Source organism: Mycoplasmopsis columboralis, from assembly GCF_900660675.1.
In the GTDB taxonomy this organism is placed as follows: Bacteria; Bacillota_I; Bacilli_A; order Mycoplasmatales; family Metamycoplasmataceae; genus Mycoplasmopsis; species Mycoplasmopsis columboralis.
The window spans coordinates 597,720-619,242 of record NZ_LR215039.1 but is presented as its reverse complement, the minus strand read 5'-3'; the positions used below and the strand labels follow the sequence as shown (position 1 = coordinate 619,242).

At 27.0% G+C, this 21,523-nt stretch carries 19 protein-coding genes; 7 read left to right on the top strand and 12 right to left on the bottom strand.

Annotated features, from left to right (window positions below; genetic code table 4):
- Positions 1–5 precede the first annotated feature (5 nt).
- From tilS to EXC45_RS02420, 6 genes are all read right to left on the bottom strand, one after another.
- The gene (gene tilS / locus EXC45_RS02445) at positions 6–890 is read right to left on the bottom strand and encodes a tRNA lysidine(34) synthetase TilS (protein ID WP_036434975.1); all 885 of its coding nucleotides are present in this window, start codon (positions 888–890) and stop codon (positions 6–8) included.
- On the bottom strand, positions 874–1,440 hold the full coding sequence (gene pth / locus EXC45_RS02440; protein ID WP_036434973.1) for an aminoacyl-tRNA hydrolase: 567 nt from the start codon (positions 1,438–1,440) through the stop codon (positions 874–876). Before pth ends, tilS begins: the two co-directional genes overlap by 17 nt.
- On the bottom strand, positions 1,440–3,650 hold the full coding sequence (locus EXC45_RS02435) for an ATP-dependent DNA helicase (RefSeq protein ID WP_036434971.1): 2,211 nt from the start codon (positions 3,648–3,650) through the stop codon (positions 1,440–1,442). Before EXC45_RS02435 ends, pth begins: the two co-directional genes overlap by 1 nt.
- Positions 3,651–3,719: 69 nt before the next feature.
- Complete coding sequence (locus EXC45_RS02430; protein WP_036434970.1) at positions 3,720–3,932, bottom strand: RNA-binding S4 domain-containing protein; 213 nt, start codon at positions 3,930–3,932, stop codon at positions 3,720–3,722.
- An 8-nt stretch (positions 3,933–3,940) separates the two neighbouring features.
- Positions 3,941–5,056 carry a DNA polymerase III subunit beta family protein gene (locus tag EXC45_RS02425; RefSeq protein WP_036434967.1) on the bottom strand — a complete coding sequence of 372 codons (1,116 nt, stop codon included), beginning with the start codon at positions 5,054–5,056 and terminating at the stop codon, positions 3,941–3,943.
- Positions 5,057–5,188: 132 nt separating this feature from the next.
- Complete coding sequence (locus EXC45_RS02420) at positions 5,189–6,604, bottom strand: DnaA ATPase domain-containing protein (RefSeq protein WP_129693779.1); 1,416 nt, start codon at positions 6,602–6,604, stop codon at positions 5,189–5,191.
- Between the two features lie 216 nt (positions 6,605–6,820).
- On the opposite strand from EXC45_RS02420, the gene EXC45_RS02415 reads away from it, so the two are divergent.
- The 4 genes from EXC45_RS02415 (at position 6,821) to EXC45_RS02400 (ending at position 11,328) form a co-directional block, all read left to right on the top strand.
- Complete coding sequence (locus tag EXC45_RS02415) at positions 6,821–7,741, top strand: ABC transporter ATP-binding protein (RefSeq protein WP_036434799.1); 921 nt, start codon at positions 6,821–6,823, stop codon at positions 7,739–7,741.
- 8 nt (positions 7,742–7,749) lie between these two features.
- Positions 7,750–8,847 (top strand): ABC transporter permease, encoded by a 1,098-nt coding sequence (locus EXC45_RS02410; RefSeq protein WP_036434796.1) that lies wholly within the window; start codon positions 7,750–7,752, stop codon positions 8,845–8,847.
- Positions 8,816–10,114 (top strand): aldehyde dehydrogenase family protein, encoded by a 1,299-nt coding sequence (locus tag EXC45_RS02405; RefSeq protein WP_036434794.1) that lies wholly within the window; start codon positions 8,816–8,818, stop codon positions 10,112–10,114. Before EXC45_RS02410 ends, EXC45_RS02405 begins: the two co-directional genes overlap by 32 nt.
- Positions 10,115–10,278: 164 nt before the next feature.
- The gene (locus EXC45_RS02400; RefSeq protein ID WP_084272228.1) at positions 10,279–11,328 is read left to right on the top strand and encodes an IS30 family transposase; all 1,050 of its coding nucleotides are present in this window, start codon (positions 10,279–10,281) and stop codon (positions 11,326–11,328) included.
- 85 nt (positions 11,329–11,413) lie between these two features.
- On the opposite strand, the gene EXC45_RS02395 is transcribed toward EXC45_RS02400, so the two are convergent.
- The 6 genes from EXC45_RS02395 to EXC45_RS02370 all read right to left on the bottom strand — a co-directional run bounded on the left by EXC45_RS02395 (position 11,414) and on the right by EXC45_RS02370 (position 18,165).
- Positions 11,414–12,292 (bottom strand): aromatic motif membrane protein, encoded by an 879-nt coding sequence (locus EXC45_RS02395; RefSeq protein WP_036434792.1) that lies wholly within the window; start codon positions 12,290–12,292, stop codon positions 11,414–11,416.
- Positions 12,285–13,094 (bottom strand): aromatic motif membrane protein, encoded by an 810-nt coding sequence (locus EXC45_RS02390; protein WP_036434790.1) that lies wholly within the window; start codon positions 13,092–13,094, stop codon positions 12,285–12,287. The genes EXC45_RS02395 and EXC45_RS02390 overlap by 8 nt, the downstream gene beginning before the upstream one ends.
- Positions 13,087–14,007, bottom strand: a complete 921-nt coding sequence (locus tag EXC45_RS02385) for an aromatic motif membrane protein (protein ID WP_036434789.1) — start codon at positions 14,005–14,007, stop codon at positions 13,087–13,089. Before EXC45_RS02385 ends, EXC45_RS02390 begins: the two co-directional genes overlap by 8 nt.
- On the bottom strand, positions 13,982–14,689 hold the full coding sequence (locus tag EXC45_RS02380; RefSeq protein WP_036434787.1) for an ABC transporter ATP-binding protein: 708 nt from the start codon (positions 14,687–14,689) through the stop codon (positions 13,982–13,984). The genes EXC45_RS02385 and EXC45_RS02380 overlap by 26 nt, the downstream gene beginning before the upstream one ends.
- Entirely contained in the window at positions 14,689–16,446 is a 1,758-nt protein-coding gene (locus tag EXC45_RS02375; protein ID WP_036434785.1) for an ABC transporter permease, read from the bottom strand. The genes EXC45_RS02380 and EXC45_RS02375 overlap by 1 nt, the downstream gene beginning before the upstream one ends.
- Positions 16,447–16,524: 78 nt before the next feature.
- Complete coding sequence (locus tag EXC45_RS02370; protein ID WP_036434783.1) at positions 16,525–18,165, bottom strand: PTS transporter subunit EIIC; 1,641 nt, start codon at positions 18,163–18,165, stop codon at positions 16,525–16,527.
- A 223-nt stretch (positions 18,166–18,388) separates the two neighbouring features.
- On the opposite strand from EXC45_RS02370, the gene rpsL reads away from it, so the two are divergent.
- Genes rpsL through fusA form a run of 3 tightly spaced genes read left to right on the top strand, consistent with a single transcriptional unit; the run spans position 18,389 to position 21,443 of the window.
- Positions 18,389–18,805, top strand: coding sequence for a 30S ribosomal protein S12 (gene rpsL / locus EXC45_RS02365; RefSeq protein WP_036434781.1), 417 nt, complete (start codon positions 18,389–18,391; stop codon positions 18,803–18,805).
- Positions 18,806–18,861: 56 nt separating this feature from the next.
- Complete coding sequence (gene rpsG / locus EXC45_RS02360; RefSeq protein WP_036434779.1) at positions 18,862–19,332, top strand: 30S ribosomal protein S7; 471 nt, start codon at positions 18,862–18,864, stop codon at positions 19,330–19,332.
- Positions 19,333–19,352: 20 nt separating this feature from the next.
- Positions 19,353–21,443, top strand: a complete 2,091-nt coding sequence (fusA, locus tag EXC45_RS02355) for an elongation factor G (protein ID WP_036434777.1) — start codon at positions 19,353–19,355, stop codon at positions 21,441–21,443.
- The last annotated feature ends 80 nt before the right edge of the window (positions 21,444–21,523 follow it).

Sequence of the window (21,523 nt, the reverse complement as noted above, 5' to 3'; positions counted from 1 at the left end):
CACTTTTAGTTGGCATAATCTGAAATTAAAAAACCTCTTTTTTTAACAATAAAAGTGTTGTTTTTTAATTTATATTTAGATGTTCTGTTTTTAGATTTAATAAAACTTATAATTGAAGCAATTTTGTCTTTTGATAAATTAACATCTACAAAATAAGAATGAACAAATCTATAAACCAAATTTTCTTGAAAATGTAAATTTTCAAATATATCTTGAGAAAACTTACTTTTCTCTCATTTTAAAAATTCTTTTTCTTCTTTTTTGTTTTTTAAATAAAGAAAAATATTTTTTAGTTGATATTTTCAAAATAAAATCTCTTTGTAAATTTTTGTTTTGTTAATAAGAATTTTTCTTATTGAATTTCTTTGATATTTTGTCTGTTCGTTAGTGTAATCAAGTGCAAAATCAATATTGTGTTTTTTGTTAAAAGATAGTATTTTATTTTTGAAATACCTATGTAGTAGTGGTCTTAATATTGTAAAACCATTAATGGTATTTATTTTTTTTATTCCTCAATAATTAACAACCTTATTTTTTCTTTCTTGCATAAAACAAGTTTCTAAGAAATCATCTTTATGATGAGCGGTTATTATTGTTTGAATTTGGTTTTCTTTAGCTGCCTTAAAGAAAAAATCGTATCTTACACTTCTAGCCCAGTTTTGGAAGTTTCCTCCTTTAAAATCTTCTTTTTTTAAGATTAATTTTTTTAGAGAAATGTTATGTTTTAAACAAAATCTTTCAACAATTTCTTGATCAATAAAAGAATTGTTTCTCTGATTATAATTTACAAAAGCAACTATTATTCGTTTGTTTTTGTACTTATTAAGTAAAAACATGCTATCAGGACCACCTGAAATAGCAAGTAAATATTTCTTATTTTTTGATCACATTTTTCTTTTGATTAAATTTATTCATAATCGCATGAATATCATTGTGCATGTATGAAATACATGCTTCAGAAGCTACTTCAATAACATTATCTAAAATATAGTATTCTTCTTCACTAAAACGACCTAAAACAAAATCTTTTAAAGCACCTTGGTGTGGAGTGTTAATTCCTATTTTCATTCTTTTAAAATCAGTAGATCCGATTTTTTCAATTATACTTAATACTCCGTTATGACTTCCGCCACTTCCTCCTATTTTGATACTAGATTTCCCTAAAGGAAAATCTTTTTCATCATGGATTACTAAAATATCATCAAACTTAACTTGGTAAAAATTAGCTAGTTGTTGAACAAATGTTCCGGAATTATTCATATAAGTAAGCGGTTTAGCAATGATAATATCATCAATTTTGACAAATTCACCATTGTATTTACTTTTATTTAAAGAAACTTTTAGTTTTTCACAAATACGATCAATAACTAAAAAACCAGCATTGTGTCTAGTGTATTTATATTCATTACCTGGATTTCCTAAACCAACAATTAGTTTCATTATTCTCCTTTTAAAATATATTCAAAATTAGTAAGTATTCGTTCTTTTGTTATTGAATTTTTAATCAATAAATCAAAGTAATCACAATCATTAGTTGTTGTTATCGTTAGATGTTTAATGGCTCTAGATGTGGCAGTGTATACTAATTTTTTTGTTGTCATAAACTGATATTGTGGGTTAATAACAAACAAGACACTATCAATTTCTGAACCTTGAAATTTATGAACTGTAATTCCATAAGCAAGATTAACTTGTTCTCTGAATTCATTTTCAGTATATTTAATTTCAATTATTGCATTATCACGCTTGAATTCTACACAAATTAGATTGTGTTTGTTTTCTTTATCTTTTTCAACTTTTTTTATATATCCAATATCACCATTATAAACATCATCAGACACTCTATTTTCTAACTGAATAACACGATCATTTAGTTTAAAGTTAATTTCTTCTTTGAATTTTTTTAAAGTGTAAACAATTTGAGAATTGGGATTTATTTTTTGTTGAATCTTATTATTTAAATTAATAATTCCTGCATTTCCTTTATACGAAGGTGTGAGTAAAATAACATTATCCAGTGAAAAGTCTTTTGTTTGCTCAACAAATAAATCTACTACTTTATCAGTAAAAATATTTGAATCGTATTGAATTAAGTCAACAATATTTTTCTTAAATACTGGAATTTGATTATGTTTAATAGCATTAAAATGTTCAACAATTTCTTTATATTCACTTCTAAAGTTTTTTTCTAAAAATGTAGTTTTAGCTAAATTGAATTTAATAATTTCTTCTAATAAATTCCCTGGACCTATTGCTGGTAATTGCTCAACATCACCAATTAAAACCAATTTCTCTAAATTTGGACATGCATAAAGAAGTTTGGCAAAAATATTGACATTCACCATCGAAAACTCATCAATAACAATTATTTTTGTGTTTTTTAAATCTCGTAATGTTTCTTCATCAACATCTCTTTCGTTGCGGTCGATTTTTAACATACTATGAATCGTTTTACATTGTTCTTTAATTTTTATTGACACATTTGTAGCCGCTCTACCAGTAGGGGCTACAATAAAATAATCATTTAAATTTTCATAACCATTTTGAATTAGTGTTTGATTAATAAAATGAATAAGGTGACTCTTTCCAGTACCAGGACCTCCAGATACCACTGATATATTTTCATTTAAGAAATGATAGAATGCTTCTTTTTGCTCATTGCTTAATTTTTCAAACTCTTCATTAGCAGTAAAGGTTAGTTCTGTGGGTTTTTTTTCTTTTATTTTTTGGAGTGTTTTGATAATTAATTGTTCTTTTAAAAATGTTTCATTACGAGTTAAATAGTTAGTTGAATTAATTTGACGGAGTCTTAACTTTTGATGAGCAATTAAAAATTTAAAACGCTCAATAATGTCTGATTTTGGAAAATCTAAAATTTTAGCAACATCACTTGCAACCTCATTTATTAAAATCAAAGTTGAATTATTATTTTCTTTTTCTTTTAAAAGAGAATCCACATAAGCTTCAAAACGATCGTTACTAAATTCATTTTTGTTATTTTGATAATGTACATCTAACGCAAGAGCAAATTTGTCAACATCATTTAATTCTAATCCATAATCAAAATAGAGGCTATATGGGGATGTTAGTGCAAATTTCTCAATCAAAGGTTCTTTGTTTTTTATTAAACTAACTAATTTTTCATAAAAACTTTGTAAATTATTTGCGTAAAAAAACTTAATATCATTTTCGGAATTATTCACCATTAAAGAATCCACTACATGTGAGTTTTTTGAATAATAATCAACAAAACTTTTAATTTGCTTTTCACTTAAAACTTCTAGTAGTTCTTCATGATGTTCATCTAATTCTTTAATTAGTAAAAAAATATCACTACCATATAAATCATTAATTTTTTTAGCTGTTGTTTTACCAATTAAAGGAATGTGTTTTGCAAAATACTCTTCCCAATTAATTTCCTTAGACGCTATTATCGGAATGTAGGAATTTAATATTTTATTATCGTAAGATTTTGAATTTGTGCTTAATGTAATTTCGTATTGAACAAACAAATTAGGAACATTATTTCGTGCGTAAACTACAAATGTTTTTGAACCATCTTGAGGTTTAAACATCAAAAGAGCTCAATTGTACTCTTTCCCTCCTTTTAAAATTTTTACAAAGCTTCCTTGAATTATTTGATTGTTCATAATTATTAATTTTAATTATATTAAATATATTTAATATAAATTTGCATAAATAAAAAAATCAGAAGAAAATTATTCTTCTGATACAACTTTAATTAAAGTGTCATTAACTCAAACAATATCTCCAGGTTTTATTTTCGAACTTCTTCCTTGAGGAGCTTCACCGTTGATTTTTATTGAATTATTTTTAATAAAAAATTTAGACTGTCCTCCTGATTGAGTTTCGTCAATTTTTTTAAGAAATTGACTTAGTTTAATTGAATCACCTTTTATTTTAACTACCATATTTCTCCTTATATTCTTCTTAGAGGGGTTACTAATTGTTTATTAAACTGATTATTTTCAGAAATAAGCAATAGTCTATCTTCTCTTTTACTAATGTAAATATTAATTAAACCATTATCTAATACCGAAATTGCATCTTTAATGTATTGAAAATCCAAATCAATTTCAAGTTCCGGACCTTCTAAGGTGTAATTTGAAGTTTGTGCTTCACCAATACCAATTTCAGGTACTTCGTAAATTACTTTAGCTTCGTTTGAGCTAAAAGTAAACTGAAGTCTTCTTGATTTTTCCGATGAGTAAAATAGTGCTTTGTTGATAAGTTTTAAAAATTCTTGACGTTCAATTTTGATTGTTCGAGATACATCAAAAGTAAATAAGTTTCAAACATCTAAATAATTTAAATTTGTAGTTAATGTTTGAACAATGGTATCAGTGTAAGAAATTCCGAATTTAGATGAATTAAAAAACATAAATACTTTTTTATCAGCATCTTTTGTAACAATTTTTTTCAGATTTTTAGCATCGATTGTTAAATTTAGTTCTACTGGTTTAGAAACCTTGATACTTTCAGTGCTTAATCTATAAGAATCAGTTGATACAAAACGAATATTGCTGTCTCCATCGCTACTTACATTGATGCATTTATAAACTAATGCATTGAGTTTATCATTTGAAACACTAGCAGCAATTGAAGCATTATTAATTACTTTTTCTAAGTTATGAGCATCAACTTCAGTTCTATTTTCTTGATCGTTAAAATCAATTTGTGGATATTGATTCGAATCAATTTTGGTTAGAGTAAATTTAGTTGTTCCTTCATAAATATCAATTGTATTTTCATTTGATTTAAAAGTAACATAATTGTTAAATTTTTTAATTATATTTTTTAATATCGAAGCATTTATTAAAGTTTTCCCAACCTCTTCAAGTCTGATTATATCTTCGTCAACTTTAAGCTGCTTTTTAGCTGATATAGTAGCTGATTGCGCTGTTATTGTTAAATAATCAGAATTGATTTTAAAATACAAGCATCTAAAAGGCATAAAGGAATCAGCCGAATCAATATAAGAACTTAAAAATTCGACAACCGATTCTATTTTATTTTTTTGAATTGTAAATTTCATACAAACCCTCTCTTTAAAGAATATTAATAATATATTTTGTGAATATGTGAATAAATACTAAAAACATTGTTTTTTATAATAAAAACCATTAAATTTAGTGTTTTTTAAGTTTTTTTTAATTGTGAATAACTTTTAATTATTTTCAATATCTGCTTTTATAGTTTCGAAAGCCTTTTTAATTGAAGAAATATCATTGGATTGAGTTTCAAATTTTTTAATAGCATTTAAAATAGTTGAATGATCTTTTTTAAGAATTTGACCTATTTTAGTAGATGAGTAATCTAGCATTATTTTCATTAGATTAATAACCATATGTCTGGCAATGACAATTTCACTTTTACGACTCTTAGAAGTTAACTCGTTCGGAGAAATTTTATAATACTTAGCAACCCTTTCTATTATTTCCTCTGAGGTTATTTTTTTATTTGGTGTTACAAAATCTTTAAATGCATTTTTAACAACATTAAAAACATAATCTGAATTGAGAATTTCTTTTTTATAAAACTTAAGCTTACTTATAGCCCCGGTTAAATCTCTAATTGAATTTGAGTGACCTTTAATAATAAAATCAACACTTTTCTCATCAAACAAATCAATTTTTAATTCTTCTTCTTTTTCTAAAATTTCAACAAAGACCTTTTTAAAATCATCTTTAGTTGGTTTTTGAATTTTAGTTTGAATTCCCGACCTCAAACGAGTAATCAAACGATCCTCAAACAGATGAACAATATCTTTAATTTCAAATTCTGATGCAAATACAGTTAATTTGTTTAACAACATTCGCTTATCTATAATGTTAAACAAGAAATTTTTTGTAGCTGTTTTTTTACCTTCTGCAAAGATTTGGAAATCATCAAAAACAATTAAATCTACATTTGAGTAATATTTAAGAATTTTTGAAATTTTATCTGGATCATTTTCTTTGATTAAATTGGAAATATAAGTAGAAAAATTAAAAGGACTAATATAAATGGAAGTTGTTGATTTACGAACGTTTTTAAATTCATTAATTAAAGCTGAAATTAAATGTGTTTTACCCAATCCTGATTTACCTGATAAATACAAAATGTTAACTCCAGGATTATCAGTAACCACACTTTTAAAAATTCTTACTGCTTCTTTGTTAAAATCACTTTGAACATAATTATCAAAAGTAAAATTTGTGTTTATTTCTTCGTTTTGAATTTGTAATTTAATTACTTCTTTAATTTTCTTTTGGCTAACTTTAGCTTCTTGAATGTTTTTTTTGTGCTCTATTAGATCTGTAGCAATAAAATCTCAAACGAAATCTTCACCTAAAATATCTTTTACAGCAGAGTCTATTTGAGAAACATATTCATTTTTATATATATCTAAGTATTGTTGATTTATCTCTGTGTTACTAAAAATAACATGATTCTTAGAACATTTTACCACTTGCATTTTTGCAAAGAAAATGGTATATCAGATGTTATCGGTCTTTTTTGAAAGATTTTCTTTAAATTGGTCTGTTAGAACCCTTAATTCAACAACATCTCTGTTTAATTGTTCTTTAATATCTTCTTTCATAATAAAAATTTTAGTAGTTTTTATAATCTTTAAATAAAGATGTGTGAACTATCACAAATATTAAAAGTTATCCACATATTTAATCACAACCTTTAATACTAAAAAATGTGAATAAAAGCATTTTATTCATAATAAAGAAAAAGCATGTTAATAACTTGTGAATTACTTGTTTTTAATGAATTTTTGTAAATTATTATTTATAATAATTTAAATATCATGGAACAAAATACAAAAAACACTATCTTAAAAATAAATAAGTTAACAAAATCATTTGGTAAATATAAAGCTTTAAACGAATTAAGTTTTTCAGTACAAAAAGGAGAGTTGTTTGGATTTTTAGGTGTAAACGGAGCAGGAAAAACCACAACTTTAAACATTATTTTAGGTCTTTTAAAATATGATTCCGGTGAAGTTTTGATTAATGACAAAAATATTAGTCATTATGGAGAATATATCAGAAATGAAATAGGTGTGGTATTTCAAGAATCGATTTTAGATCCTTATTTATCTCCGAAGGAAATTTTGTATCAAAAAGCAACCTTATATTTGAAGGATTCAAAACAACAAATCAAACAAAAAGTTAGTGAAATAATCCAACTATTTAATCTTCAAGATTTTCAAGATAAAATGTATAAAACCCTTTCTGGCGGACAAAAAAGAAGAGTAGACATAGCTAGAGCTTTAGTGCACTCACCAAGTATTTTATTTTTAGATGAACCAACAACAGGTTTAGACCCAAATTCAAGAAAATTAGTCTGAAAAATTCTCAATCAGTATCGTAAGGAAAAAGATTTAACCATTATTTTAACTACCCATTACATGGAAGAGGCAGCAAATTGCAACAATGTAATTGTCTTAGATAAAGGGGTTATTGTAGCCGAAGGCACTGTTGCTGATTTAAAAAATAAATTCACTAATTCAACATTAAAAATTTATTCACGTAAAAACAAAGCTTTAGAAGAATATATTTTGAATACTGGCAAAGAATTTGAATTTGAAAATAATTGTTATTTAATTAATTTTAAGAACACAAAACAAATCAAAGATTACATTTTAGAACACCCTGAAATGATGAGTGATATTGAAATTATCAAAGGTGATATGGATGATGTGTTTTTATCAATTACAAAAAATTAGGAGTTTAAATGAGCACATATATTTTGTTTAGAAGACAATTTTTGTCTTTGTGAAATCAAAAATTTAGATTTTTCTTTAGCATTTTTGCTCCTATCTTAATTTTTGTTATTTTATTGCTAGTTTTTAATTTAGTTTCTTTAGAAAGAGGAAGTAAATCATTGTTGGCCAGAGATAATTTTCAAATAGGAACAGGATTGATTTTTTTAATCACAATTATTAACGGAGCTACTTTAACAGTAATACAAATTCAAGACAATGCTAATAAAGTTGTTAATGATATAAAAATAACTCCTATAAAGCATTGAAAAATACGATACAGTTACTTTTTATTTAATTTTGTAATTAACTTTATCACCACATTTATTGTATTTATTATATTTATAATTTTTATAATTGCTTTTAAAGTTAACCAAATCAGAAGTTTCAATTCACAATTAATTTTAAAAAGCATTGCTGCTGATACTTTTGATCAAATATCTTCACTTGTTTCATATATCAAAGAAAAACCTGAATTAAATTCTCAATATGGTTCCTCAGCAAATGAGATACTAAAAATAGTAGAAAACATATATTCAGAAACTTCAAACGAACCTTTAAATGAATTATTTACATACCAAATCATTAATGTAATTAATTTAAAAAGTATGATTTCAATTTTCTTTTTAATTCTTTTGGGAGCTGTTTTATCATCATTGTTTTTTCCGATTTTACTTTCAAGACTTAGATCTTTGAATGTTTCCCAAGGAGTTAATGTTATTTTGATTATGTTTGGTGGATACTTTATAGGAAGTTTTATTCCTTTATCGTACTATCCAGAGTGGCTAAAAAGCTTTTGTTCAATTATTCCAACAACACATATTTTACAAATAGCAAGACATGCTTTATATTCAAACACTGCTAATGAAGCATCGAATTTATCTTTAAATCCTATTGCGTTGTTAAATTACAATATTTCAGTAGGTTGAAGTTTAGTTTATGTTTCGTTTTGAATTTTAGCTTTATTTTGAGTCAATATTTTTATTGACAAACTATTAAATCAAATTAATTTATTTAAAAGATATTTAAAGGATAAATATGACAAATATTTTAAAAAAACAACTTCTTAAATTAAGAACTCAAATAATTTATTTTGAATCAGATTTAATTGAAGCGTTAAAAAAAGATTTGAACAAGAGTGAACACGAAACATTAATTAGCGAACTTTACCCAGTGTATAAAGAACTTAAATTTTTTATCAAAAACTCTAGAAAAATCACCAAAATGAGATCTTTAAAAACACTTTCAAACAACTTGCTTTCTCATAAAGGTCATTTTTACAAACCACACGGAGAGGTTTTGATTTTTAGTACTTGAAATTATCCATTTAATTTAGCTTTAAATCCTTTTATTGGAGCATTTGCGATGGGAAATAAAATCTCAATGTCTTTACATCCATTTACTCCAAATACTAATGAAGTAATTTCTAAAATCTTAAAACCTTTTGATAATGTAGAAGTTTTAACTTTAAAAACTATTGAAGAAATTTTAGACTATAAAAAATGAGATTTTATTTTCTTCACCGGTGGGGAACTAACTGGAGAAAAAATAAGAACCAAAGCGTATGAATTAAAAATTCCTTATTGTTTAGAATTAGGAGGAAAATCTCCTGTGATTGTAACTGAAAGCGCTAATTTAAAGCTAGCTGCTGAACAAATTCTTTATGGAAAAATTCTAAACAGCGGACAAACATGTGTGGCACCGGATTATTTAATTGTGCATGAAAGTGTAAAAGATGCATTTGACAAAATTATTCAAAAAGAAATAAAAAATAACAAGCTAGATATTATGCATTTAGATTCGAATATCTCAAAAATAATTAATATCCAAACATTTGATAATTTAGTTAAAGAAATTGATAAAGACACCTCAAACATAAGCAACGATCCTTTAAAACAAAAAATATCTTTATGCTATCTAAACAAAGAACATCTTAATTCTAATTTCGAACAAAAAGAAATTATGGGTCCGGTTGTATATACTAAAACATATAAAAATTGAGAGGATATATCTAAAATAATCTCATCAAATCCTAATCCGTTGATAATTTACTTATTTAGTGAAAATAAAATAGATTTTCAAAGAGTAAAAACTCTCAATAGTGGTAATTTAATGATTAACGCCACAATTGATTTGGTTGCAGATTCTAAACTAGCCTTTGGAGGATATAAAAATAGTGGTTATGGTAAATATCATGGATGAGCATCTGTTGAATTATTTAGTTTTAAAACAGCTTATTTAAAAGTTAAAAGAGATATTTATATGAAATTTAAAAAATATCCATACACTGCAAAAAAATTAGGTATTTTAAGAAAATACCTAAATATCATTAAATAAAATAGGTCATCCTATTCCCCGATTGCAAACCGTATCGCGACACCTTTTAAGTAAAATTATAAGGTGGGGCGATTTTTTCTACAAAAAAACCTCCCCATAAAACGAGTCCGGGAGGCAATATAAATAATACCAAAATTAACTTTCAAAAAAGATTGTTAATTGAAATGTTGCTAAAAAATAATGAATACACATTCAAAGAAATCGCAGAAAAGATTGAAATTCACAGAAATTCATTATATGAAGAAATTAAGAAAAACTCAAATCTTTATGGATACGATGCATATTATGCACAGTTAAAACATGACAATAGAAGGAGATGATCGGAACAAATTAAATTAAGAAATACATTTGAAAAATATAAAGAATTTACAAATCTTTTTATTGAAAAATTCGACAAGAAAACATGAGGAGTTGAGGTTAGTTATTTGGCGGTTACTAATAACCACCCCGAGATAAAATCCCCATCTTTAAGAACTGTATTCAACTGAATTAACTCAGAGATCTGAGTAATAAATTCTAATGATAGATTAAGAAAATCATACAAAAGAGGAAGAAAAAGACATATTAGCGCAGCAGAAAGATTAGTGGGTAAAAGATGGGTTGTTCCGTATTGGGCAAGACCTTCTAAAATAGATGATAGAACTGATTTTGGTCATTGAGAATTAGACTTAATAGTCGGAAAAACCGGTGAAAAACAACATCATCTACTAACTTTTGTAGAAAGACAAAGTCGTTATGGAATAATAAAAAAAGTATTTTCAAAAGATCTTTGAAAAATAATAGTCACTCTTTGAGAACTTATAAAAGAATATAAATTGAATGTTAAATCTATCACTACTGATAATGATTTTGAGTTTAACAAACTTTTTTACCTAGGTTACAGATTAAAAGTAAAAATATACTTAACAGATCCGTATGCTTCTTTTGAAAAAGGAACTATCGAGCACTATAACGGGATAGTTAGAAGATTTTTCAAGAAACGAACTAATTTCAATAACGTTTCTGATGAAAAGGTAAAGGAAGTGCAAGATAAAATTAATCAAATGCCTAGAAAAATTCACGGCTATTTTTCTGCTGATGAAATGTTCTTTGATTGAAATTATTACAAAGATAAGTCAAACCCTATACCTCCAGAAGAAAAATTGTTTGTAAAAATCCAAAAGAGAAGACCAAGCAACACTTCAAGAAACAGATTTTTCAAAAATAAACATTAAAAAAAGATCCTTTAAGCAAAAAAGGATCGAATTTTTTGTGTTTTTCCGTGTCGCGTTACGGTTTGCATTTAAGGAATAGGTCATCCTATTTTTTTATTGCTGAAAGAGTAAATCTCAATTCAGAAGAACCGTAATTTTCTTTAAACAAAATTGACTTACTTCTATTTTCAGATAACTCAAAAAAAGATTGAGTATCACTTACATATTTACTGATGTTAAAAATATTATTTACATTTTCTTTGTTAAATATGTAAGGGTATGAATAAATATAACTATCCAAATTTATCGAAGTATCCCATTTACCATCTTCAAAATATTTATCTACTTGAAGTTTTAAGATAAAACCTCCATCTAAAAGTAAAAAAAAGTTATATGTTTTATATTCTTGCGAATCTTCATAATATTGTTTTGAAAATTGCAAAATTTTATTTGATAAAGGTCTAAAAAAAGAAGAATTACTCAAAGAATTTTGTAAAGTATCCAATTTAATTGACTCAGAATTAGTTTCAAAACGATCAAATTGAGGATAATATATAAATTCTGCTTTATTTAAATTAAATAAATATCATAATCAATTATGCTCAAAGAGATCCTGTATTTGTTTATCTAACTCTCTTAATGGAAAAGGTTTAGGAACACTTGACAAAAATCCACCAGAATCAGAACCAAAAGATAATGATAAGCTATTATTAAACACCAAAGATTCATTAAGAATTCTAGTGTAATCTTCATTGATATTCAATTGAGAATCTAAATAACTTTGAATGCTTTCGGGATTATCGTAAATTGTGGTCAAAATGCTTTGAATTGCATCCTGATTAATAAATAAATTTCATTGATTGCTTTCTTGATAATTTGAAATATTGTTTGAAATAGTTATGTTTTGGCTTTTATTTGTACATGACAATGAAGATAAAGCAAGCAAAGGGGCAACTGCAACTAATATTTTTTTGAATTTATTCATGATTCTCCTTTGGGAGTAAAATAAATTCTTCCATAAGACCATATCTAAATTCTTTTACAACTGAATTTTCGAATAAATCATATCCTTCCTGATATTTATGAATTAAAGCACTATGAACAACATCGCTCAAAATACCAGCAGATATTTTGGTAGTTTTACTAAAAGGAAAATTTCATCCTATTCCACTAAAATGCATTTTTGGTCTTTCTGAAAGCACATCTGTTATTAAAAATCTAAATATAACTTTTTGTTTTTGAAGATAAATAACTGTAGTGTTAGCTAACTCTTGTGACTCATCACCTTCTCTAATGTTTTCTCAATAATTATTTGTAAAATTGAAATCTTCTGATGGATTAGTGTTATCAATTAAACTTCTAAATTCAGATGAATGCTTTCCTGAGTCGGAATCAGGAAAAGCAAATCAAGATGTGAAATGACCGTAAAACAAATTAATGTTTTTCAAAACAAAATACCAGTTTTTATTAATTAAATTTTGTATTTTTTGCAAATTGTCTGCTGTAGATTTTGTTAAATACTCTTCTTTCAAAATAGCTATTTCGTTTAAAAAATCATCCTTTAATTTTGAACTTTCTTGTTGTTTTTTGTAGCTATTTAATTCTATTTCGTTTTTATAAATCCTTCTTAATAAAGAATCTATTATTTGATTGCTTTTAATGGCTTGAGAACTCAATTGATTATGAACTTCAAAATTAACTGAACTAATTAGTTTTGAATTATCTATATTCGCACAAGACGCAACAAAGAAAGGAATAGGAAATAAAATAAAAAGTTTTTTAATCATAGTTTACCTTTCTTAGTGTGTAGCGGGAAAAAATGTTTTTATCAAATAGTTCCTGAAATGTTTGAGAAATAATTTGATTGTAACCATTTAAAGTGAATAGTTTGAAAAAGTTTAAATCATTAACACTTGTCAAAAATAGATTAATTTCTTCTTCAGAAGAATCTAGCAATTTTAGGTAATCAATTTCCTCTTTTATTTTTTGCTGATAAATCTGAATCATTGAATTTTGAATACTATCTAGTTGTTTTTGGATTTCGTTTATTGATAATTTACCTTCAAACTCTAATACATCACCAGTCAAGTTAAAGAAATTAATATTATCTTTATTGTATAAAACCGCAGATACAACTTTGTTGTCACCAAACAAGAAGTAAACAAATTTAGTGTTGCTTAATTGGTTTGTTGAGTTTGGAAGCGCAAAATCTTTAATGATTACTTTTTGAAGGTTATCTTTAATGTTTAAAAGAATTTTCTTATCTTTATTTCCTTTCTCAAAAATTGCATTCTCCAAATCACTAGATTGAAATTTGTCACCATACGGATTTAAAACAAATTCAAAACGAGTGATGTTTTTCAAAAATCAATATCAATTTTTTGTTAAAGCATTTTCAATTATCTTTTTGGAAGAAAGAGTTAAATTAGCAAAAGAATCGTTACGATTTTGCGAAGAAATATAATACAAAGGAAATCAATAAAGTGCATAGTTAAGTTCTAAAAATAAATTTTTAGAAATAGCATTTTGTTCTAAATAGTACTGTTTTTGTGTTGTTTTGTCATTGGTGAATAAATATGAATTAAGTGCATCTAAAACATTGGTGTTTTCATTTGTGGGAGTATCTTTTTTGGGTGTTTGAGTGCAAGATACTAAAACAAAAGGAATAATTGAACTACTTAGAAGCAATCACTTTTTCATAAAAAATATTTTCTAATGAATCATATTTATTACCGTTGTAAATAATTTTCCCATCATTAATTAATGTTAATGAATCTGAATAATTATCAACCTCACTTAAAATGTGAGAGCAAATTAAAATGGTTTTACCTTGAGATTGTAAAGTTTTTAAAATATTAAATAATTCGTAGCGCCCGTATGGATCTAAATTGGCTGCAGGCTCATCTAAAATAATAATTTCAGGATCAGCAAGTAACGCTTGAATAAGAAGAACTTTTTTCTTTTGACCGGAAGAAAAGTTAAAAGGTTTTTTATTCTTCAAATCAGTTATTTTAAATTGTTGTAAGTAAAAATTTATTTTTTGTTCAATTTCATTTTTAGTTAATTTAAATAAAGAACTCAAAAAACTTAAATAATCATACACAGTAACATCTTTAGGAAAAGTTGCGTTTTCAGGAATGTATCCTAAATTAGAACGAGAAAGTGGATTTGTCACACTTATATTATTTATAAGAATATCTCCTGTATATTTTTGATAAGCTCCAATAATACATTTTATAGTGGTTGTTTTACCTGAACCATTTGTTCCAATAAATGCATGAAAAGAACCTTTTTTTATTTCAAAAGATACATTATCTAAAGCAACAAAATTTTTATACTTTTTGCTAAGATTTTTTACTTCTAAAATATTTGTATTAATCATTATTTATAATCCTTTCTAGCATTTAAATAAACAAGTAAAACCGCTGAAGATGTTGAAATTAAAACTCAAATAAAAATGAAAATTCAGTCATTTAGTATTAATGAAGATTTATTAATTTGATAAATTGTTTCTTGACCTTGGAATAATGTATTATCTGATTTTTCCAATTCGTATCGAATAATAATTTTATCATCCACAACTTTTTGAATAGGGGTAAATTGTTTATATCCTCCAATAAAATAAGTGTTGTCATCAATTTTTATTTTTAATTGATCAAAGCGATAATTTAATGTTTCTTTATCGTATAAAAGTTCTTTTAGTGTTTGAGAGTTATTGTGTGAAAAATATAAATAATATATAAATGAAACCGCTAAGTAAATTTTTTGCTCAGTTAATGAAGTTATATATTTACCATTAATGTAATTTTCATCAAGTAGTTTAGTTTTATAAGTATTTGAATTAAATAATTGTGAATCGGGATTATTTATTTCTGAAGCAATAAGTGTTAAAATATCTTCTTTAAATAATTGTTTATTTTGTAAATGTTGATGATAAAAATCTTCAAAATAAGCACTTAGAATTTCATCGGATAAAGCATCCTTTACCACATCTCATTTTAAAGAACCCACAATATTATTTGGTTGAGCAAATACATATTCATCTTCTTTAAAGGAAACATCAAAATTATTTGCGTTTTCCCTAGCGTAAATAAGTTGAGTGTCAACTCCTTTGTCTAAACCACTGTTTTTATACAAACCTGGAACAACATAAAGATCTTTTAATTCTTTACCATTGTAAATGTTTAATTTCAATAGATTTGAATTGTTTTTCAATTGATATGAATTTCTAAGCGAATTCTTTTTAAAAGAATATAAAGTATCTTTTAAAAATGTGTCATTTGAATCGTTTAAAAGCGAATCATTAAAAAGTAATGAACCAACAAATCAATAAGGAAACATTAAGTATGAGTATACTTGATATTCTAGAGCTGAATTTTTAGATGTTTTAAAAACTTTCTCAATATAGTTTTTTTGAAGAGGTGAAAGTTCTTTATTTTGTCCATAAGCAAAAATGTTTAGTTGAGAGTCTGGGTTATTCAAATAAAAAGATTTTAAATTAGCTTGGTTACCTGATTGAGTATTTATATTTTCTAAATTTAAATAATAGCCAGCATTATTTGGGGTTGAAGTTGAATTATTAAGTAAAGCAAAACCACCAAATGCAATACCCAAATAAGCAAATGATGGAATAAATAAAGATAATTTAGCACTTAATTTTAATGAAATTAAGGCAGTGATTTGTCCCATTATTGTAAAAGTAAAAAAGAAAACAACCAAACTTAAAGCAAATATTTTAAAAAGAAAATAACCGCTAAAATAATTAGCTTGTAAAAAAACAAATAACAAACTTAAGACTATAGCATTTATTAAAGCTATAAAATAAAGCACAAATAGTTTGCTTAAATTTAAATGTAATCGAGAAATAGGTTTAGAAACAATCAAAAGTTCTAAACCTTCTTCTTGAAGGTCTTTAAATAAATTTAAATATTTTAACGAAGCATAAAAAATGGTAAATATAATAAACAATACTCCAAAAACAGCGCTTCAAATTCCTATATAAACATTTAATTGTAATGTTAAATTAACTGTAGCAACAATTAAGTTTATTAAAACAAAAATAATCAACGGAATATAAGTTGATTTCTTTTTAAAGATTAGTTTAAAAAAAGATTTTGAAAAAAATAAAATGTTTTGCATAATAAAATATCCTCATTAATATATTACCAGTTAGTAATATTATAAAAATAAAAAAATAAAAATAGTTAAAAACTACTTTTAAAGATTTTGAACAACTCATTGTTTTGTTTGTGCTTTAAATTTGGTTAAAGATAAAGTTAATGTAATGCTAAAAGCTGTAAGTACAGCAATTAAATTAGCAATTAGCATTTTTAATGCGTTTGCTATTGAATTAACAATGTAATATTCACCCATAGAAAATAGCTTTAAAGACTCATAATATTGTTTATCAGCATCAGTTATCGTTCAGGTAAATTGAATTAAACTACCAATTCAAGAACTTGACCCTTGAGAAATGGCGGCTACTTGTGTAATTCCCATTCAATATCCAGCAACCCCAGCTGAAAATGCGGCAATTAACATTGGATATTTTAGTGGTAAGTTTATTCCAAAAACCACAGGTTCAGTAATTCCTAAGTTTGCAGTAACTCCTGAAGATATTACTTTAGTTGTTTTGTTTTTAAATTTATTAATAAACATTCAAGTAGCTATAGCTAAAGCAACTGTACCTTGAGCGATATTTGAGGAAATGGCAATAGGAGAAATCCAACTTCGACCAATAGTTGCTAAAAGTTGGATTTCCACTGGTAAAAGACCCTGGTGAAAACCAGTAAGAACCATAAATGGGTATGAAAAACCAATAATAAATCCTCCAATCCCAAAATATGGAAAATTAGTATAAGTTCAAATACCAGACAAAGCAACTGCTAAAATATCTGAAATAACTCTTCCTAAAGGTCCTAAAATTCAAAAACCAATAAAAACAGAAATTAATACAGTAAATAATGGAGAAAGTAAAGCGACAATTGAAGAATGAATGTATTTATTTGAAATTCTTTCAATTCAATATGCCAAATAAACAATGATTAAAGTCGGAAACACTTGTGATTGATAACCGATAAATTCAAATTTAAAATATCCTCAATTTGTTGGGAAAAGTGAATATGACACTTTAATGTCATCTAGTGTTAAATTGGGAATATTTTTATGTTCTTCAATAAAGGTTTGTTTTAGCATTGAAATAGTTTCTGAGGAAGCGCCCAATTGAGCGCTAACATAATATTTATTTAAAGAATCATTAATGTTAAATAAACTAGGAGCAACCAAAATAATCCCTATAGCCATTCCTAAAAACGGATTTCCACCGTATCGTTTCATAGATGTATATCCAATAAAAATTGGTAAAGAGGTAAAAATGCTGTTTCCAATTAGTTTTAAAAAATAAGAAGCAGAATGTTGAGTTGTTGTTTTAGAAAATGAATCAATTAAAATAGCAGTAGCTAATGACAAACCCCCAACTATAAACAAAGGGATTAAAGGAAGAAAAATATCTGCAAAACCTTTGAAAAGATTGCGTAAGATGTTAATTAAATTCTTAGATGGTTTAAGTGTTTCGTCTCACAAAAATACCTTTTTGTAATAGTTGTGATCAAATTTAAATTTTGATGAAAGAAGTCCTTTAAAATCTTTAAAGCACTCTTCATTGATCTTAATGGTCAAAAAATCATCAAAAACTTGAATATCACCTAAAAATAAATAATTTTGAATCTGAGCTATTTTGACATCGGAAAAATCATGAAAATAGAAAGTGTAAAAATTATCTTTGTGATGATAGAATTTGATATTTTCTATTCCGCCAAAAAACTCAAAATATTTGCTAATTTTGTTTTTCTTTTTCATAATAGTGAACTAAATTTTAACAAAATAAATTTAAAAAAACAAACTTAATAATGACTAGTCAAAATAAATAATTTATTTATAAATTACTCTTTTTGTTTAAGTTAATTTCTCGCTATTAAAAAAAATAAAAATATGATACACCCGGCACGGAATTTTATGTATAATAAACTCATACAATTTTAGTATGCCAAAATTAATATAATCAAATGAAAGGATGGTTAAAATGCCAACAACAAACCAATTAGTTACAAGTGGTCGTGTTTCTAAAGTTAAAAAGCAAAACGCACCTGCTTTAAGCTTAAGCTACAACTCACTTATTAAAAAAGCTAAAAAAATGGCTTCACCATTTAAACGTGGTGTATGTACTCGTGTTGCAACTATGACACCTAAGAAACCTAACTCAGCGCTTCGTAAATATGCTCGTGTTAAATTATCAAATGGTATGGAAGTTACAGCATATATTCCAGGAGAAGGACACAACTTACAAGAACACTCTGTTGTTTTAATTCGTGGAGGTCGTGTTAAAGACTTACCTGGGGTTAGATACCACATTGTTCGTGGAACACAAGATGCTGCCGGAGTAGCAAAACGTAAACAAGGACGTAGTTTATACGGAACCAAAAAAGAAAAAGCTAAATAGTTAAATAATTAATTATCAAAATCATAAAAAATTGAATCAAAAATTAGGAGGACAATATGTCAAGAAAGAAAAGTGCACCTATCCGTGAAGTACTTGCAGATCCAGTTTTTAATTCTGTAATCGTTACAAAATTAATTAACACTATTATGCTTGACGGAAAAAAATCAATCGCTCAAGACATTTTATATTCAGCGTTTGAAATTGTTAAAGAAAAAACTCAAAAAGACCCAATGGAAGTGTTTTTACAAGCTGTAGAAAACATCACTCCACAACTTGAAATTAGAACAAGAAGAATTGGAGGAACAAACTACCAAGTTCCAACCGAAGTTTCTCCACGTAGAAAAAAAACTCTTGCTCTTAGATGACTTGTTAACTATGCACGTTCAAGAAATGAAAAAACAATGGACGTTCGTTTAGCTAACGAAATTATTGATGCATCAAATAAAACTGGTGGAGCTATTAAAAAACGTGAAGATACTCACAAAATGGCTGAAGCAAACCGTGCATTTGCACACTTCAGATGATAATTTTGTGTATTTAAGATATTATGGCTAGAGATTATCAATTAAAAGACTACCGTAACATCGGTATTATGGCCCACATTGATGCAGGAAAAACTACTACTACAGAAAGAATTTTATTCCACACAGGAAAAATTCACAAAATCGGTGAAACACACGATGGTGCTTCACAAATGGACTGAATGGCTCAAGAACAAGAACGTGGTATTACCATTACTTCTGCTGCTACAACAGCGTTCTGAAAAGGAAAAAGAATTAATGTTATCGATACCCCAGGACACGTTGACTTTACAGTTGAGGTTGAACGTTCACTTCGTGTGCTTGATGGAGCTGTAGCTGTTCTTGATGCTCAATCAGGAGTTGAGCCTCAAACAGAAACAGTTTGAAGACAAGCTACAAACTACAAAGTTCCTCGTATTGTTTATGTAAACAAAATGGATAAAGCTGGAGCTGATTTTGAAAAATCAGTTGAATCAGTTAAAACCAGACTTGGAGGAAATGCTGTTGCTATTCAATGACCTATTGGAGCTGAATCAGACTTCAACGGAATCATTGACTTAGTTACTATGAAAGCTGTTACTTACAATGGAGAAGCTCAAGAAGAAGAGTTTCCAATTGAAATTCCAGCAGAATTAGAAGAAATTGCAAAAATCAAAAGACAAGAATTACTTGAAGCAGTTGCTAACTTCGATGAAGAATTAATGATGGTTGTTCTTGAAGGTGGGGACATTGATGAACCTACATTCAAAGAAGCGATCCGTAAAGCAACCTTAACTTCAGAATTCTTCCCTGTTGTTTGTGGAACTTCATTCAAAAACAAAGGGGTTAAGAAAATGATTGACGCTGTTGTTGATTATTTACCTTCACCTCTTGATATTCCACCAATTAAAGCTTATGAAGGTGAAAATCAAGTTGATGTTGTTGCAACAGATGATGATGAATTTGCTGCCTTAGCATTTAAAGTTATGACTGACCCATTTGTTGGAACTCTTACATTCTTCCGTGTGTACCGTGGAGTTTTAAACAAAGGAAGTTATGTTTACAACTCAACTAAAGAACAAAAAGAACGTATCGGACGTATTCTTCAAATGCACGCAAACAACCGTGTTGAAATTGATGAATGTCGTGCTGGAGATATAGCTGCTGCTGTTGGTCTTAAAGCTACAACAACAGGAGATACCCTTATTTCAGAAAAATCACCAAAAATCGTTTTAGAAAAAATGGTATTCCCTGAACCAGTTATTTCTCAAGCTCTTGAACCTGAATCAAAAGCTGCTACTGAAAAACTTTCACTTGGACTTCAAAAATTAGCAGCTGAAGACCCTACATTTAGAACATATACCGATGAAGAAACAGGTCAAACAATTATTGCTGGTATGGGTGAATTACACCTTGACATTATTGTTGACCGTCTTAGACGTGAATTTGGTGTTCAAGTAAAAGTTGGAGCACCTCAAGTTTCATACCGTGAAACAATTACTAAAACTGCAGAAGTTGAAGGTAAACACATTAAACAATCTGGAGGTAAAGGTCAATACGGACACGTATGAATTAAATTTAAACCTAATCCAGATGGTGGATTTGAATTCGTTGATAAAATCGTTGGTGGTAAAATTCCTAAAGAATACATCAAACCAATTCAAAAAGGACTTGAAGACAAAATGGCAGCTGGTATTTTAGCTGGATATCCAATGATTGATATTAAAGCTACATTATTTGATGGATCATACCACGATGTCGATTCATCTGAAATGGCATACAAAATTGCTGCTTCTAAAGCTCTTACTAAAGCTAAAGATGCCATTGGAACAGTTCTTTTAGAACCAATTATGGACGTTGCGGTAGTTGTACCTAGCGATCACATTGGAGATGTTATTGGAGACCTTTCAAGAAGAAGAGGACTTGTTAACGACCAAGAACAAAGAAATGATGGAGCTACAATTGTTAGAGCTGCAGTTCCTCTTTCAGAAATGTTTGGTTACTCAACAGAACTTAGATCTATGACAAGTGGTCGTGGAACATACCAAATGCAATTCGATCACTACGAAAAATGTCCAAAAAATATTTCTGATGAAATCATCAAACGTAGAAATATTCAAAACAAAGACGAAGAATAATATTAAAGTCAGTACCCAGAAAACTCGCTATATGCGGGTTTTTTGTTTTTCAAAAGATTCAAAAAAAGCAAAAATATAAA